This is a genomic window from Mesorhizobium sp. CA13 (assembly GCF_020165235.1).
Lineage (GTDB): Bacteria > Pseudomonadota > Alphaproteobacteria > Rhizobiales > Rhizobiaceae > Mesorhizobium.
This window is the reverse complement of sequence record NZ_JAIUHS010000008.1, coordinates 127,470-142,538: the sequence shown is the minus strand read 5'-3', so window position 1 is coordinate 142,538 and position 15,069 is coordinate 127,470. Positions and strand designations below refer to the sequence as shown.

Sequence of the window (15,069 nt, the reverse complement as noted above, 5' to 3'; positions counted from 1 at the left end):
CTCATTTGGAGAGACAATGCCCGCACCCGCCATCCTCGTCGACGCAGACGCTTGCCCGGTCAAAGCCGAAGTGGAAAGGGTTGCCGAGCGCCACGGCGTCGTCGTCACCTACGTTTCCAATGGCGGCCTGCGCCCTTCCCGCGACCCGATGATCCGCAATGTCATCGTCTCCAAGGGCGCCGACGCCGCCGACGACTGGATCGTCGAAAACGCAAAACCCAACGACATCGTGGTGACCGCGGACATTCCACTGGCCGCACGCACGGTGGCGCTCGGCGCCCATGTATTGGGGCCGACCGGACGTCCCTTCACGCCGGAAACGATCGGCATGGCGGTGGCGATGCGCGACTTGAAGCAGCATTTGCGCGAGACCGGCGAAAGCAAGGGCTACAATGCGAGCTTCGCACCGCAAGACCGCTCGCGGTTTCTCGGTGAACTCGACCGCATCTTGCGGCGGGCGCTGAAATCCGCCACACCGCAGTAGAAGCCCAGCGCCATTCGGAACCATCATGGCCGCCGAAATCCCGTCCAGGAAACCCATGCACCGGCACATGCTGTTCGCGGTGTCGGCTTGTGTTGGCGTCTTTGCGCTTCTGATGGCGCTGCTGCTTCATGCGCCGCTCGCCTATTCGATCGGCGCCAACGCCTTTTTTGCCGCCTATGTCACGCTGGTTGTCGCCCAGATGCCCAAATTCACCGGCACTTATCTCAGCAAGAATGCGCGCGCCGCCGATCAGCCCGTGCTGGTCATCTTCGCCGTAACGCTGGTCGTCGTTGGCGTTGCCCTTGTCTCATTGTTCCTGCTGATCAACCAGAAGGATAAGGGCCATCCCATCGAACTCACCTTCGCGCTGCTGTCGATACCCCTCGGCTGGTTCACAATCCACGCCATGGCGGCGTTGCACTATGCGCATGTGTACTGGATGGACGGCGACCTGGTCGATGCCGGAACCAAGAAGAAAATCCCGGTCGGCGGGCTGCTGTTCCCCGGCGACAAGCGGCCGGAAGGCTGGGACTTTCTGTACTTCTCGACGGTCATCGGTATGACGGCGCAGACCGCCGACACCAACATCTCGACGACCCAAATGCGCCGGGTCGTCCTTGTTCATTCGATCCTGTCGTTCTTCTTCAACACGGTCATCGTCGCCGCCGCCGTCAATCTCGCCGTGAGCCTGGGCGGGCCTTGAGCGCCGATCTGATATTTTCGTGATCGATGAAACATCGGCTTGGCTGGCGACGTATCAGGAGGAGAATGATGCGAATAGCGGCCGCGCCGGATTGAACGGCCAGGAAGCGAGACCAGATGGAATCGATTGCCATGAACCAACCCGCCGCCAGCGCGGACAGTGACGCTCCGAAGGCCACGACATTGATCTACCGGCAATCGGCCTGGACGCGGCTGACGCACTGGCTGTGGGCCATCTCGCTGTTCTTCATGCTGCTTTCCGGCCTCCAGATATTCAACGCCCGTCCGCAGCTCTATCTCGGCAAGCAGTCCGGCTTCGACTACAACAACACCGTCTTCGCCATCGGCGCGGAGAACACGAATGCCGGGCCGCGCGGCTATACAGAAATCCTGGGTCACCGCTTCGACACCACCGGCGTGCTCGGCTGGTCCGGGCCGGCGGGACAAGAAACGCCCCGCGCCTTTCCGTCCTGGGCGACCATCCCCTCCTATTACGATCTGGGCACGGCCCGCGTGGTGCATTTCTTCTTCGCCTGGGTGCTGACGACGACGCTGCTTGTTTGGCTGGTCGCCAGCCTGGTCAACGGCCACATCAGACGCGATCTCGCCCCACGCCTGGACGATCTCAGGCGCCTGCCGCAGGATATCGCCAATCACGCCAGGTTGAAGTTCCACCACACTCGCGAATACAACACGCTGCAGAAAATGGCCTATAGCGGCGTGCTGTTCGTGCTGCTGCCGCTGATGATCCTCACCGGGCTCGCAATGTCGCCCAGCATGAACGCGGTGCTGCCGTTCCTCAACGACCTGCTCGGCGGCCGGCAGACTGCGCGCACCATCCATTTCACCGTCATGGTGCTGCTCGTCGGTTTCTTCATCATCCATATTCTGATGATCGTGGCCGCCGGCCCGATCAACGAACTGCGCTCGATCGTCACCGGATGGTATCGGACCGATCCGCCGCATGACGCAAAATCCTCCGAAAGGAGCGCCTGACATGGCAAAATTCGAGATCAACCGCAGGAAATTCCTGACCGCGGCCAGCCTTGGCCTTTCCGGCATCACGCTTTCAGGCTGCGACGCCTTCGACAGCCAGCTCGGCGTGGGCGGCGGGCTGCGCAGCTTCCTCGAAAATGCCAACGATCTCACGCACCGCGCGCAACGCCTGCTCGCGGGCCGCGATTCGCTGGCGCCGGAGTTCACTGAAGCCGATATCCGTCAGCCGATGCGCCCCAACGGGGTGACGTCACCCGACGACGATACCTACAAGACCCTGCTCGCCAACAACTTCGCCGACTGGCGGCTGGAGGTCTCGGGCCTGGTCGAAAAGCCGCTGTCGCTGACCCGCGAGCAGCTCATGAACATGCCGAGCCGAACGCAGGTCACCCGCCATGATTGTGTCGAAGGCTGGAGCTGCATCGCCAAATGGACCGGCACGCCGCTGTCGCTGGTCCTCGACCAGGCGGTGGTGAAACCCGAGGCGCGCTACGTCATGTTCCATTGCCTGGACACGATCGACCGCAGCCTGTCGGGCGACATCAAATATTACGGCAGCATCGACCTCATCGACGCCCGCCACCCGCAGACGATCCTGGCCTACGGCGTCAACGGCAAGCCGCTGCCGGTCGAGAACGGCGCGCCGCTGCGTGTCCGGGTCGAGCGCCAGCTCGGCTACAAGATGCCGAAATATCTCTACAAGATCGAGCTGGTCGACGGCTTCGCCGCCATAGGAGGCGGACGTGGCGGTTATTGGGAAGACAATGGCTACGACTGGTACGGCGGGATCTGATCGCAATCGGCACGATGCCGCCATCTTATTTTGCACGTCGCATGCAGGTGACAATCCGTCGTTGACGGGCTATGGATGACGAGTCGAGGGCTTTTGCGAGCCCTACCTGTTTGCGGGAGAGAGCAGCGAGAGCTGCCGCCGAAGGGGAAATCGCCCGAAATCTCTCAGGCAAAAGAACCGTAGACGGGAAAGACACTCTGGAAAGTCGGGGCCTGCCCCCGCGCCGAAGGTGTAAGCGCTGCCGACAGAGTTACGGGGCGCGAGTCTCTCAGGCTTCAGACAGAGGGGCACGGACTGGTCGCCATTCGCGACCGATTGCGTGCGACTCTGGAGAACACATGACGGGCGACACCAAACACCTTCCTCTCGAAGACGTCCACGCAGCTGCCGGTGCGCGCTTTGGCGCCTTTGCCGGCTGGTCGATGCCGCTGACCTACCCGGCCGGCGTCATGAAGGAGCATCTTCACACCCGCGAACATGCGGGCCTGTTCGACATCTCGCACATGAAACTGTTCAGGGTCAGCGGGCCGGGCGCGATTCCCCTGCTCAACCGTGCCTGTCCGATCGATGGGGGCGCGCTCGAAATTTCACAGTCGAAGCTGACGTTTTTCCTGAACGAGGCCGCGGGCATCCTGGACGATCTGATCGTCACCCGGCTGGGCGATACCAACTTCATGGTCGTCGCCAATGCCGGCAACGCGATCGCCGACGAGAAGCATTTGCGCGAGCTTGCGACCGACTTCGATGTCGAGGTCGAACCGCTCGATCGGGTCTTCCTCGCCGTCCAGGGTCCCGAGGCCTGGGCGGCGCTTTCCCGCGCCGGTATCGAGACCGGGTCGCTGCTGTTCATGCATGGCATTGAACCGCGAGAGAACTGGTTCATGAGCCGGTCCGGCTATACCGGCGAGGACGGCTTCGAGATCGGCCTGCCGGAGGCAGACGCGCGCGGTCTCGTCGCGAAACTGCTCGAAGACGAGCGCGTGCTATGGATCGGCCTTGCCGCCCGTGACAGCCTGCGGCTGGAAGCCGGCCTGTGCCTGCACGGCCAGGACATCACCGCGCAAACCGATCCCGCAAGCGCTGCGCTGATGTGGGCCATCCCGAAGGACATCCGCGCCAACGGCACGTTCATCGGCGCCGGTGCGCTGCGCGCCGCCGTCGAGCGCGGCTCCGCCCAGAAGCGCGTCGGCCTGAGGCCGGATTCCCGCCAGCCGGTGCGCACCGGCGCCACGCTCTTCGATGCCGACGGCAATCCCGCCGGCCACGTCACCTCGGGCGGCTTCGGTCCGTCTGCCGGCCATCCCGTCGCCATGGGTTATGTCCCGACACCGCTGGCAAAACCCGGAACTCGGGTTTTCGCCGACGTGCGCGGAACGAAGATACCTGTCGACGTTTCTTCCCTGCCCTTCGTCCCGCACCGCTATCGCAAAGGATAATTTTCAGATGGCAAAGACCTATTTCACCGCCGATCACGAGTGGCTCAGTGTCGAAGGCGGCATCGCCACCGTCGGCATCACCGACTACGCGCAGGAGCAGCTGGGCGACCTCGTTTTCGTCGAACTGCCCGAAACAGGCAAGAAGCTCGCCAAGGGCGACACCGCCGTCGTGGTCGAATCCGTCAAGGCGGCCTCCGACGTCTACGCGCCGGTCGACGGCGAGATCACCGAAGCCAACGCAACGCTTTCGTCCGACCCGTCGTTGGTCAATTCGGCGGCGACCGGCGCCGGATGGCTGTGGAAAATGAAGCTTGCCGACGAAAGCCAGCTCGCCAGCCTCATGGATGAGGCCGCCTACAAAGCCCATATCGGCTGAAATCAGGACGCATTGACATGACCGCAGCACCCTACCCCTTCTCGGCCCGCCATATCGGACCCGGCATTGCCGATGTGAGAGCCATGCTGGCCGTCATCGGCGTGCCCTCGGTCGAGACGCTGATCAGCCAGGCCGTGCCGAGATCGATCCGCCTCGACCAGCCGCTATCCTTGCCCGCGCCGGCCAGCGAAGCCGAAGCGCTGGCCGAATTGTCGGCGACCATGGCCGGGAATAGGGTGCTGAAGAGCTTCATCGGTGCCGGATATCACGGCGTCCACGTGCCGCCGGTCATCCAGCGCAACCTGTTCGAGAACCCGGCCTGGTACACGGCCTATACGCCCTACCAGGCGGAGATCAGCCAGGGCCGCCTGGAAATGCTGTTCAATTTCCAGACCTTGGTCGCGGAATTGACCGGTCTGCCGGTGGCGTCGGCTTCGTTGCTCGACGAGGCGACAGCGGTCGCCGAAGCGATCGGCATCGCATTGCGCCATCACCGCGACAAGCGCACCAAGGTGGCTCTCGCCGGCACGCCGCATCCGCAGACGCTGGATGTGGCGTGCACCCGCGCCGAGCCGCTCGGCATCGAGATCGACGGCGAGACGATCGACGACAACACAGCCGCCCTGCTCGTCTCCTGGCCGGACACTTTCGGCGTCTATGGTGATCACAAGGCGGCCATCGAAAAGGCGCGCGCGGCCGGCGCGCTGGTCGTCTTCATCGCCGACCCGCTCGGCCTGGCGCTGACCGACGCGCCCGCGAAACTCGGCGCCGACATTGCGGTCGGTCCGATGCAGCGCTTTGGCGTGCCGATGGGCTTTGGCGGCCCGCATGCCGCCTACTGCGCCGTTGCCGACAAGTTGACCCGATTGATGCCCGGCCGCCTGGTCGGCCAGTCGACCGACAGCAAGGGCCGTCCCGGCTACAGGCTTGCTTTGCAGACGCGCGAGCAGCACATCCGCCGCGACAAGGCGACGTCCAACATCTGCACCGCCCAGGCGCTGCTTGCCAATATGGCGACAGCCTACGCCATCTGGCACGGCCCCGCCGGCCTGCAGGCGATCGCCGGGCGCATCCACGCGCTGGCCAACCGCCTGGCGGCCGGTCTCAAGGCGGCCGGCTTGCCGGTCATCGGCACGAGCCGCTTCGACACGGTGACGGTGGAGACGAAGGGCAAGGCCGCACAGATCGCCGCCGCCGCCGAAAAGGGCGGCCGGCTTCTGCGCGTCATCGATGCCGACCGTGTCGGCGTCGCCTTCGACGAGACCTCTGACGAAGCCGACCTGGAGGCCATTGCCGCCCTGTTTGGGGCCAAGCCGAGCGCGGAGGCCGCCGCCACCATGCCAGGCAAGCCGCGCGGCAAGGAGTTTCTCACCCAGCCCGTCTTCCACGAGAACAAGTCGGAAACCGAGATGATGCGCTTCCTGCGCCGGCTGGCCGACAAGGACCTGGCGCTCGACCGCGCCATGATCCCGCTGGGATCCTGCACGATGAAGCTCAATGCCGCGGCCGAGATGATGCCGGTGAGTTGGCCTGAAATCGCCAACATGCATCCATTCGCACCGGCCGCGCACTCGGCAGGCTACCGCGCCATGATCGATGACCTCGAAGGCTGGCTTTCGGAGATTACCGGCTTCGATGCGGTAAGCCTCCAGCCGAATGCCGGCAGCCAGGGTGAATATGCTGGATTGCTGGCCATCCGCGCCTATCACCGCTCGCGCGGCGAGGGCCATCGCACGGTCTGCCTGATCCCGTCCTCAGCGCACGGCACCAATCCGGCAAGCGCGGCGATGGCCGGCATGAGCGTGGTCGTCGTTCGCTGCCTGGAGGACGGCAATATCGACATGGACGACATGAGGGCCAAGGCCAACGAGCACTCCAGGAACCTCGCGGCGCTGATGTTCACCTATCCCTCGACCCATGGCGTCTATGAAGAGGGCGCGCGACATCTCTGCGCCCTCATCCATGAGCATGGCGGCCAGGTCTATTTCGACGGCGCCAACCTGAACGCCCTGGTCGGCCTCGCCCGCCCGGGCGACATCGGCGCCGACGTCTGCCACATGAACCTGCACAAGACCTTCTGCATCCCCCATGGCGGCGGCGGCCCGGGTGTCGGCCCGATCGGCGTCAGGGCGCATCTGAAGCCCTATCTGCCGGGCCATGTCACCGAAGGCTCCGCGCATGCCGTGGCCGCCGCCCCTTTCGGCAGCGCCTCCATCCTGCCCATCACCTGGATGTACATCCGCATGATGGGCGCTTCCGGCCTGAAGCAGGCGACCGAGACGGCGATCGTCTCGGCCAACTATGTCGCGACACGGCTCGCCCCACACTTCCCGCTCCTTTACAAGGGCAGGAGCGACCGCGTTGCCCATGAGTGCATCCTCGACACCCGCGTGCTCAAGGAGAGCGCCGGCATCAGTGTCGAGGACATCGCCAAACGCCTGATCGACTATGGTTTCCATGCGCCGACCATGTCGTTCCCGGTCGCCGGCACGCTGATGGTGGAGCCGACCGAATCCGAGCCCAAGCGCGAGCTCGACCGTTTCTGCGAGGCGATGATCGCCATCGCGGGCGAAGCGGCCAAGGTTGCGAGGGGCGAGTGGCCCCTGGCTGACAATCCGCTGGTCAATGCGCCGCACACCGCCGCGGAGGCGCTGGCCGGCCAGTGGAGCCATCCCTATTCGCGCCTGGAAGCGGCCTACCCCGCCGGAGACATGGCGGCGAAATACTGGCCGCCGGTATCGCGCATCGACAATGTCGCCGGCGACCGCAACCTGGTCTGTTCCTGCCCACCGCTGTCGGACTATTTGGGGGCCGCCGAATAGTCTCGCAAACTATGCTGAGCGCAAGGCCGGCTTGATCGGCTCGGCCTTGCCCATCCTTTTGTGGCTGACGACGCAATTGCGGCCCGCGCGCTTGGCCGCATAGAGCGCTGCGTCCGCCTCGGCCAGCACCTCGCCAAGGCTGTTGCCGTTGGCGCCGCCAAAGCCGATGCCTCCGCTGACGGTGCTGCGCAATGGGCCGTGAGGGGTGGCGACGATCTCGGTGCCGAAGGCGACGCCGATCTTGCTTGCGAGCTCGTAAGCCCTCTCTTCGGTCACCCGGGACATGACGATCGCGAATTCCTCGCCACCGAGGCGAAAAGCGTCGACGCCCGTTCTGGCATATTTTCTGATGACGGCGGCGAAGCGGCACAGAACCTGATCCCCAACCGGGTGACCATAGATGTCGTTCGTCCTCTTGAAATGATCGAGGTCGAACATGACGACCGCCATGAAAGGACCGAAGGTCCGTTCGCCATGGAGCGACATCAATCCTCGGCGGTTCATCAGCCCGGTCAACGGATCGGTCATCGTCTCGGCCTTCAGCTCGATCTGCGCCTGCAAGTGATGCAGGGAAAGCGTCAATGCGCCGAGGCCGGTCATGCAGGCCACGGCCACGACCGAGTTCAGGCGTTCGGCCCAATTATCGGGGGCTGCCCCGAGCGTCCATTGCCCCTTGGCTATCAGGACGACCGCGCAAAGCGCAAACGACACCGCACAGGTGCCGCCCAGGAACGAAATCACTAGCAGGATTTTGCGATCGTGACTGCCGTTGAGCCAGAACATGGTTCCGATCGCCGAGAGCAGCACAGTCACCGTCGCATAGGTAACGATAAAGCCTACCCCGTCGAGACCGAGGGAAGTCACCGCCGCGCAGACCGTCATGGCGGCTAATGTCGGCAAAATGGCACGCCGGTAATCCGGCACGCCGAGATACTGCATGGCCGACAGGCAGATGACCAGGAAACCGAGGCTGAGCAGCGCCAGCGCGATCTGGCAAAGCAGCGGATCAGGCTCCTTCGTGTATCGCCAGAACAGGATGACATGCACAACGAGCACGAGAATGCCGCACCCCACCGTCAGCACGAAGCTGGCCCGGGGCGCGGCGAACCAGATCGCGAACATGGTGATGCTGAGGCAGATGCCCGACAGCGCGGCTGCGAGCAGGAGCGAACTGAAATCCAGCATATTGGGCGGGGGTTCCCTGAGCGTCGGCCTTACCGCTGCATTCTAGGTCAGCGACAGCCATCGGACATGTTTTTCAGCCGACCTTTCGGCCGAGACTTCGGATAGGGTTTATAAAGCGTCGACGCCGGGTGTTCCAAAATCGTCCTCGCGAGGATCATGGCCGCCGGACAGCCGTCAGCCCTTGTTCAGGAGGGCAAGATTGGCATCGACGACCGTGGGGTCGGCCATGCCGGCCTTGGCTTCGAGCAGCAGCGCCCTTGCCTTTTTTCTGTTGCCGCGCAGCAATTGCGAATAGCCCATATTGTTGACGATCTGCGGCTTGCGCCCGGCGACCTTGAGCAACTGGTCGTAGGCACGATCGGCGAAGTCGAAGCGGCCGAGTTCGTCATAGGAAGCGGCGAGCCCCATCCAGGCTTCCGCATTGTCCGCCTTCAACTCGACGGCCTTGCGGAAATGCTGTTCGGCCAGGCCGTAATTCGCATCGCGAAACTGCGCCTTGCCTTCCGCCAGATCGGATGTACTGACGTCCTTAGCGGCCGGTTGAATGGCGGTGGTTTTGGTGGTGTCGACGCCACTCGTCGTACAACCAGACATCATCAAGATGGCCGCCATCGCGGCCATTGCCGTGAAATTACTGTGATGCATGTCCCTGCCCCATCGCCCGATTTTGCCGGGTCGTTCTTCAGGAACACTATACGAGAGCAATTAAACTTGGGTGCCGAAACGCCGCCAAAATTAGGCCTCGGGTACACCAGCTGTTAACCACCAGGCCGCAACGCCTCAATCACGGCCAGCGACGTTCTCACGGTTCCAGGGCCTTGAGCTCCGCCGGAACCGTATACCGGCTGCCGTCATAGCGCAGCCGATAGGTTTGGCTCACGGACTTGCCGGGATGGGAGTGGCACTCGCCATTGCTGTCGGGCAACGGATTGTCGGTATCCATCCGTTCGACCACCGTGATGTCGTGGTAGCCATGATGTTTGGCCGGGCTCATCGCCAGGCTCACCTGACTGGTGTGGAAGGATCCGGCGCAATTGGTATCGCCCTCGCCGCCATTGCCCGCCACGGCCAGGCCATCGAGCACCATCCGCAGGGCATCGCCGTCGACGGCATAGAGCCTCAGGTCGGTTTCACTGAAGGGGTTAGGCAGCGAATTGTTCGCCATTTCGATGCGCAGGCCGAAGGCGGAGACATCGGGCGCCAGCGCATACCGGCCGGTATCGAGTTCGACCTTGCGGATGGCGATGGCATCATCATTCATCAGCCCGGGCTGCAGCAGACGCTGGCGCACCTGCCGGCTCTTCCGCTCGATGACCAGAAGCTCGATATCGCCGGCATGCGCGTAGTCGCTGGGTTGGGAACTGTCCATCAGCGGCACGGCGACCAACAGGAGGTCGTCATAGGCGGGCCAGATCTTGCAGACCAGCCCCGGCGGGTCGCCATATGCAGACGTCAGGGCGATGCTGGTGTGGGGTTCGAGCGTGAACGAGGCACCGTCAGCGTTCTTGCGGGCCCTGGGGTAGGCCTGCTGCACCAGGGCAGCGGCATCGCCGCAATCGTCGGGCGCAGCCCAGGCGGGCGGCAGACTGGCCGCGGCAAGGCCGAGGACGAGGGCGCGCAAGAGCATTCGCATGGGGTTCTCATTCATTTCGCGGACTTTGCAGATCGACTCAGGCCGGCTTCACTGAATATCAGCAAATCCTAATGGGCGGTCATTTTGACGATGATCGGAATGACCGCGATCATCAGCACCACCGGCAGGATGCAAACCACGACCGGCACCGACATCTTGGCCGGCAAGGCATGCGCCTTTTCCTCGGCCAGCGACATACGCTTGTGGCGCATCTCGTCGGAAAAGACGCGCAGCGCCCCCGACAGGCTGGTGCCAAGCTCCTTGGACTGTTGCAGCAGCGTAGCGAAGGAACGCACCTCGTCCAGGCTCAGGCGGTCGGCGAGCGCCTTCAGCGCATCGTCGAGGCTGCGCCCGGCCCGCAGCTCCAGCGACACGAGCTGCAAGTTCTGGCTGAGCGACGGATAGGTCCTGGCGAGTTCCTTCGAAACGCGCTCGACGCCCGCTTCCATGCTCATGCCGGCATCCGAACAGACGATCATCAGGTCCATGAAATCGGGGAAGCCGTTGCGGTATTCGCGCATCTTTTCCCGTATCTTCTGGGTCAGCACCAGCCCAGGCAGGAAATAGCCGGCCACGCCCGACAGCACGACGAAGGCCCAGCGGCTGGCCATCGTGGCGTCGGGGCTGGCCATCCAGCGGTTGAGCACGAAGACGGCGAGCGCGATGCCCACCATCGCCGTGAAACGGATGAGGAAGAACATGCCGACCGCGCGCGGCTCCATGTAGCCCGCCTGGATGAGTTTCAAGCGCAGGCGGGCGACATTTTCGGGATCGCTTTTGGCGTAGAATTCCTGCGCCTTCTTCACCGCCTTCTCGCGAACGACACCGGTATTCTTCTTCTGGGCCGGTTCCGGCCTGGCGGCCACTGGACCGTCGTCGACCTTGAGCCTGCGCCTGACTTCGTTGCGATCGCCCTTGGCCACCACCATCGGCCAGGCAAAAGCGGCAGCGCCCACGGCCAGCAGCAGGACAGCCACCGGCATCAGCGAGGTTGGCGCGAGCGAGGCGAGGAATTCGACGACCTTCTGCATGTCAGAATTTGAAGTTCGACATTTTGAACATGATCAGATTGCCCAGCATCAGCCAGGTTACCGAGCCGCCAACCATGTACCACGTCTTCGGCACGCCCCAGACGTCGCTGTAATATCCAGGCATGAATGCCATGATGGTCGTGAACAGCAGCGCCGGCACGGCCGTCAGGATATAGGCCGACAGGCGGCCTTCGGTTGAAATGGCGCGTACCTTGCGGCGCAGCTTGCCGCGCTCGCGGATCGTCGTCGACAGCCCGTCGAGGATTTCGCGCAGATTGCCGCCAGAACTCGTCTGGATTGACACGGCGGTGACGAACAGCGGCAGATCCTCATGGCCGACCCTGTCGAACAGCGAATTCAGCGCCGAAACCAGATCCGAACCAAAGGTCACCTCATCGGCAATCACGCCGAACTCGGTGCCGATCGGGTCGGGCATTTCGCGCGACACCATGGCGATGGCCACCGGCACCGGATGGCCGGCCTTGAGGCCGCGCGTGATCAGTTCCAACGCTTCCGGCAACTGCATGCCGAACCGTTTCAGCCTGCGCTTGCGCATGGAGCGCATCGCCATCACGGGTAGCACCGGCACCAGCACGACAGACAGAATGGCGCCCATCAGCAGCGGCAAGCCATACCAGATGGCGACAAGTGCCGCCGCCAGCGCCATCGCCGAAGTGATCATCAGGAACTTCGATAGAGGCATGATCATGCCCGATTGGGCGCGCAGCGCGCGAAAACGGTCAGGCGAGAACACCGACGTGCCCGCATCGAGGCCGCGTTCCTTGCGCAATTGGATCAGCACCTGTTCCTGGCTGATCCTGTTTTCCCGCAGCTTCATGCGCCGGTTGATGGCGGTGCGCCTGTCGCTGCGGCCGGCATAGAGCAGGTAAACGGCCTCGGCGATCATGATGCCGGTCAATGCAGCCCCGGCATAGACGACATAGATCGCGCTGAACCCATCCAACACCTGGTTACTCCTGCGGCCGGCCGGGTTCGAAATAGCGCCCGGGAAACTCGATGCCCATGGCGCGCAGGTCTTCCAGGAAGCGCGGCCGGATCCCGGTCGCCTCGAAATGGCCGAGGATCGTGCCATCGGCCTCCATGCCGGTGCGCACGAAGCGGAAGATCTCCTGCATCTGGATGACGTCGCCTTCCATGCCGGTCACCTCGGCAACGCTCGTCACCTTGCGCTTGCCGTCGGAGAGCCGGGTCAACTGGACGATGATGTCGATGGCGCTGGCGATCTGGCTGCGGATCGACTGCACCGTCATCGGCATGCCGGTCATGCCCAGCATCTGCTCAAGCCGCGAAATGGCATCGCGCGGCGTGTTGGCGTGAATGGTGGCCATCGATCCTTCATGGCCGGTGTTCATGGCCTGAAGCATATCGAAGGCCTCTTCGCCGCGGCACTCGCCGAGGATGACGCGATCGGGCCGCATGCGCAGCGCGTTCTTGACGAGATCGCGCTGCTTGAGCTCGCCATGGCCTTCGATGTTGGCCGGCCGGGTTTCCATGCGCGCGACATGCGGCTGCTGCAACTGAAGTTCCGCCGCGTCCTCAATGGTGATCAGCCGCTCGTCTTCGGGAATGAAGGCCGACAGCGCGTTGAGCATGGTCGTCTTGCCGGTGCCGGTGCCGCCCGAAATGATCGTCGTCTTGCGGGCATGTACTGCCGCCGCCAGCACCTCGGCCACGTTCTGGGTGATGGCGCCGAATTCGACCAGCCGGTGCAGGCCGAGCTTGTTCTTGGAGAATTTGCGGATCGACACCAGCGGCCCGTCGACCGCCACCGGACGGATGGCGGCGTTGAAACGCGAGCCATCCAGCATGCGGGCGTCGACCATCGGCTGCGATTCGTCGACGCGGCGGCCGACCGCAGCAACGATTTTGTTTATGATTCTAAGCAGATGCGCCTCATCCTTGAACGGGATGTGGACCTGCTGCAGCTTGCCCTTCTTTTCGACGAAGCAGTTCTGATGGCCGTTGATTAGGATGTCGTTGATATCGGGGTCCTTGAGCAGCGGCTCGAGCGGGCCGAGCCCGACCATCTCGTCGACGATGTCGTCGACCAGGGCATCGAGTTCGACGGTGTTGATCGCCATCCGCTCTTCGCGCGTCTTTTCCGACACGAAATCATGCACCTGCCGGCGCATCTCGTCCCTGGGCAGCCGCTCCAGCGCGACAAGATTGATCTCCTCGAGCAGCAACCGGTGGATGCGCACGCGCGCATCGAGCACCTTGTTGGCGCTCTTGCCCGGCACGGCTTCTGCTTTCGCCGGCACTATCTTCCGGCTCGTCGGGATGACGACCGCGTGATGCGCGACCGCCGTCGGCTCGGCGGAGCGCGGCGGACGCGCATCACGGTTCTGCAAGGTGGAGAAGCGGCTGCTCATCCGGCCTTCCTCTTCAAAAGGCTCTTGCCGAAGCCGAACAGCGACTTCGATTTGCCCGGCGCCGCCGCCACTTCCTCCGGAAGGATGATCTTCTTCAGGTCGTTGACGACGTTGGCATTGGCATCGATCTCGTGCAGCGGCACGCCGCGATCGACGGCCTCGCGCACCAGCCGGTAATTGTTGGCGATGCCGCCGACGAAATGCTCGCCGAGGATTTCCTGGACGTCCGCCTGCTTGATGCCGCTGTCGAACATCTTCTGCTCGAAACGGTTGACGATGACGTTCGGCTTCACTTCCTTGCCGGCGGTCTCGTAGACCGCCTGGATCAGCCGTTGCGTGTGGCGCAGGCACGGCACCGTCATTTCGGCGACGATGTAGAGTTTGTTGGAGCCGAGCAGCACCGTCTCCGTCCACGGAAACCAGGTGCGCGGCATGTCGATGACGACATTGTCGAAATAGGCGGAGACGAGGTCCAGCATCCGCACCACGACATCGGTCTTGAACGAACGCATCTCGGCCGGCTGCGTCGGTGCGGCCAGCACGCACAGCCCGCTGGCATGCTTCGACAGCATCACGTCGAGCAGTTGCCTGTCGAGACGCTCCGGCTGGTTCTCGATTTCGGTGATGTCGAAACGCGGCTCCAGGTCGAGATATTCGGCGCAGGCGCCCTGCTGGAAATTCAGGTCGACCACGCAGGTCGAGGCGCCCCGCGTCACCGAATGATGCAGTTGGAACGCGGTCTGCAAAGCCAGCGTGGTGGTGCCGACGCCGCCTGCCGCGGGCATGAAGGTGTAGATTTGCGACTCGGTGTTTTCCTCGCGCCCCGGCCCTTGCAGCGCACGCACCACCGAACGTACGAGATCGGCCGTGGTGATCGGCTTGACCAGGAAATCCGCGACCTTGAGCTGCACGAGGATGCGCGCGGCGGCGGCGTTGAACTCCTGGGTGACGACCACGACCGGCGCCTTGCCTTCCAGCCGACGCATAACGCGTTGCAGCGCATCGATCTCCTCAAGCTTCGCCGCATCCATATCGACGATGATCGCGCCGAGATCGGCCTCCTGGACCTCCCCGCGCAGTTCGGTGATGTTCTTTTCCACCGTCGAGAGCTGGATGATCTCCGAGGCGGCAAACGCCGTCCGCGTGTCCTGCGCGAAGGTCCTGTCCGTCGATACGAGCAGGATTTTCCTGGTCTTGATGCCGTTTGCCATTTCTTGT

General features: G+C 63.5%; 14 protein-coding genes and 1 riboswitch. Of the genes, 7 read left to right on the top strand and 7 right to left on the bottom strand.

All coding sequences use genetic code 11. From position 1 onward, the window contains the following. The first annotated feature begins 16 nt into the window (after positions 1–16). From LB566_RS19330 to gcvP, 7 genes are all read left to right on the top strand, one after another. On the top strand, positions 17–484 hold the full coding sequence (locus LB566_RS19330; protein ID WP_224625543.1) for a YaiI/YqxD family protein: 468 nt from the start codon (positions 17–19) through the stop codon (positions 482–484). Positions 485–509: 25 nt separating this feature from the next. Beyond that, entirely contained in the window at positions 510–1,187 is a 678-nt protein-coding gene (locus LB566_RS19325) for a DUF1345 domain-containing protein (protein WP_224625542.1), read from the top strand. 116 nt (positions 1,188–1,303) lie between these two features. Beyond that, positions 1,304–2,182, top strand: coding sequence for a cytochrome b/b6 domain-containing protein (locus LB566_RS19320; protein ID WP_224625541.1), 879 nt, complete (start codon positions 1,304–1,306; stop codon positions 2,180–2,182). A 1-nt stretch (position 2,183) separates the two neighbouring features. Next, positions 2,184–2,975, top strand: coding sequence for a molybdopterin-binding protein (locus LB566_RS19315; RefSeq protein ID WP_224625540.1), 792 nt, complete (start codon positions 2,184–2,186; stop codon positions 2,973–2,975). A 103-nt stretch (positions 2,976–3,078) separates the two neighbouring features. Further along, positions 3,079–3,165: riboswitch (glycine riboswitch) on the top strand. Positions 3,166–3,313: 148 nt separating this feature from the next. Continuing rightward, complete coding sequence (gcvT, locus tag LB566_RS19310; protein ID WP_224625539.1) at positions 3,314–4,411, top strand: glycine cleavage system aminomethyltransferase GcvT; 1,098 nt, start codon at positions 3,314–3,316, stop codon at positions 4,409–4,411. Positions 4,412–4,418: 7 nt separating this feature from the next. Next, entirely contained in the window at positions 4,419–4,787 is a 369-nt protein-coding gene (gene gcvH / locus LB566_RS19305) for a glycine cleavage system protein GcvH (RefSeq protein ID WP_140495853.1), read from the top strand. A gap of 17 nt (positions 4,788–4,804) precedes the next feature. Continuing rightward, the gene (gene gcvP, locus LB566_RS19300; RefSeq protein WP_224625538.1) at positions 4,805–7,609 is read left to right on the top strand and encodes an aminomethyl-transferring glycine dehydrogenase; all 2,805 of its coding nucleotides are present in this window, start codon (positions 4,805–4,807) and stop codon (positions 7,607–7,609) included. A gap of 9 nt (positions 7,610–7,618) precedes the next feature. On the opposite strand, the gene LB566_RS19295 is transcribed toward gcvP, so the two are convergent. The 7 genes from LB566_RS19295 to LB566_RS19265 all read right to left on the bottom strand — a co-directional run bounded on the left by LB566_RS19295 (position 7,619) and on the right by LB566_RS19265 (position 15,062). After that, positions 7,619–8,794 carry a GGDEF domain-containing protein gene (locus tag LB566_RS19295; protein ID WP_224625537.1) on the bottom strand — a complete coding sequence of 392 codons (1,176 nt, stop codon included), beginning with the start codon at positions 8,792–8,794 and terminating at the stop codon, positions 7,619–7,621. 174 nt (positions 8,795–8,968) lie between these two features. Beyond that, positions 8,969–9,439: a tetratricopeptide repeat protein gene (locus tag LB566_RS19290; RefSeq protein ID WP_224625536.1), complete on the bottom strand. Its 471-nt coding sequence runs from the start codon at positions 9,437–9,439 to the stop codon at positions 8,969–8,971. Positions 9,440–9,596: 157 nt separating this feature from the next. Continuing rightward, on the bottom strand, positions 9,597–10,427 hold the full coding sequence (locus LB566_RS19285; protein ID WP_224625535.1) for a hypothetical protein: 831 nt from the start codon (positions 10,425–10,427) through the stop codon (positions 9,597–9,599). A 68-nt stretch (positions 10,428–10,495) separates the two neighbouring features. Beyond that, on the bottom strand, positions 10,496–11,458 hold the full coding sequence (locus LB566_RS19280; protein ID WP_224625534.1) for a type II secretion system F family protein: 963 nt from the start codon (positions 11,456–11,458) through the stop codon (positions 10,496–10,498). Between the two features lies 1 nt (position 11,459). Then, on the bottom strand, positions 11,460–12,425 hold the full coding sequence (locus tag LB566_RS19275) for a type II secretion system F family protein (RefSeq protein WP_224625533.1): 966 nt from the start codon (positions 12,423–12,425) through the stop codon (positions 11,460–11,462). A gap of 4 nt (positions 12,426–12,429) precedes the next feature. After that, the gene (locus LB566_RS19270) at positions 12,430–13,851 is read right to left on the bottom strand and encodes a CpaF family protein (RefSeq protein WP_224625532.1); all 1,422 of its coding nucleotides are present in this window, start codon (positions 13,849–13,851) and stop codon (positions 12,430–12,432) included. After that, positions 13,848–15,062: a CpaE family protein gene (locus tag LB566_RS19265; protein ID WP_224625531.1), complete on the bottom strand. Its 1,215-nt coding sequence runs from the start codon at positions 15,060–15,062 to the stop codon at positions 13,848–13,850. Before LB566_RS19265 ends, LB566_RS19270 begins: the two co-directional genes overlap by 4 nt. Positions 15,063–15,069 lie beyond the last annotated feature (7 nt).

Bases quoted from the DNA above. Each gene is read 5' to 3' on its own strand.
- LB566_RS19330 (WP_224625543.1), top strand. From the start codon at position 17: ATGCCCGCACCCGCCATCCTCGTCGACGCAGACGCTTGCCCGGTCAAA.
- LB566_RS19325 (WP_224625542.1), top strand. From the start codon at position 510: ATGGCCGCCGAAATCCCGTCCAGGAAACCCATGCACCGGCACATGCTG.
- LB566_RS19320 (WP_224625541.1), top strand. From the start codon at position 1,304: ATGGAATCGATTGCCATGAACCAACCCGCCGCCAGCGCGGACAGTGAC.
- LB566_RS19315 (WP_224625540.1), top strand. From the start codon at position 2,184: ATGGCAAAATTCGAGATCAACCGCAGGAAATTCCTGACCGCGGCCAGC.
- gcvT (WP_224625539.1), top strand. From the start codon at position 3,314: ATGACGGGCGACACCAAACACCTTCCTCTCGAAGACGTCCACGCAGCT.
- gcvH (WP_140495853.1), top strand. From the start codon at position 4,419: ATGGCAAAGACCTATTTCACCGCCGATCACGAGTGGCTCAGTGTCGAA.
- gcvP (WP_224625538.1), top strand. From the start codon at position 4,805: ATGACCGCAGCACCCTACCCCTTCTCGGCCCGCCATATCGGACCCGGC.
- LB566_RS19295 (WP_224625537.1), bottom strand. From the start codon at position 8,794: ATGCTGGATTTCAGTTCGCTCCTGCTCGCAGCCGCGCTGTCGGGCATC.
- LB566_RS19290 (WP_224625536.1), bottom strand. From the start codon at position 9,439: ATGCATCACAGTAATTTCACGGCAATGGCCGCGATGGCGGCCATCTTG.
- LB566_RS19285 (WP_224625535.1), bottom strand. From the start codon at position 10,427: ATGCGAATGCTCTTGCGCGCCCTCGTCCTCGGCCTTGCCGCGGCCAGT.
- LB566_RS19280 (WP_224625534.1), bottom strand. From the start codon at position 11,458: ATGCAGAAGGTCGTCGAATTCCTCGCCTCGCTCGCGCCAACCTCGCTG.
- LB566_RS19270 (WP_224625532.1), bottom strand. From the start codon at position 13,851: ATGAGCAGCCGCTTCTCCACCTTGCAGAACCGTGATGCGCGTCCGCCG.
- LB566_RS19265 (WP_224625531.1), bottom strand. From the start codon at position 15,062: ATGGCAAACGGCATCAAGACCAGGAAAATCCTGCTCGTATCGACGGAC.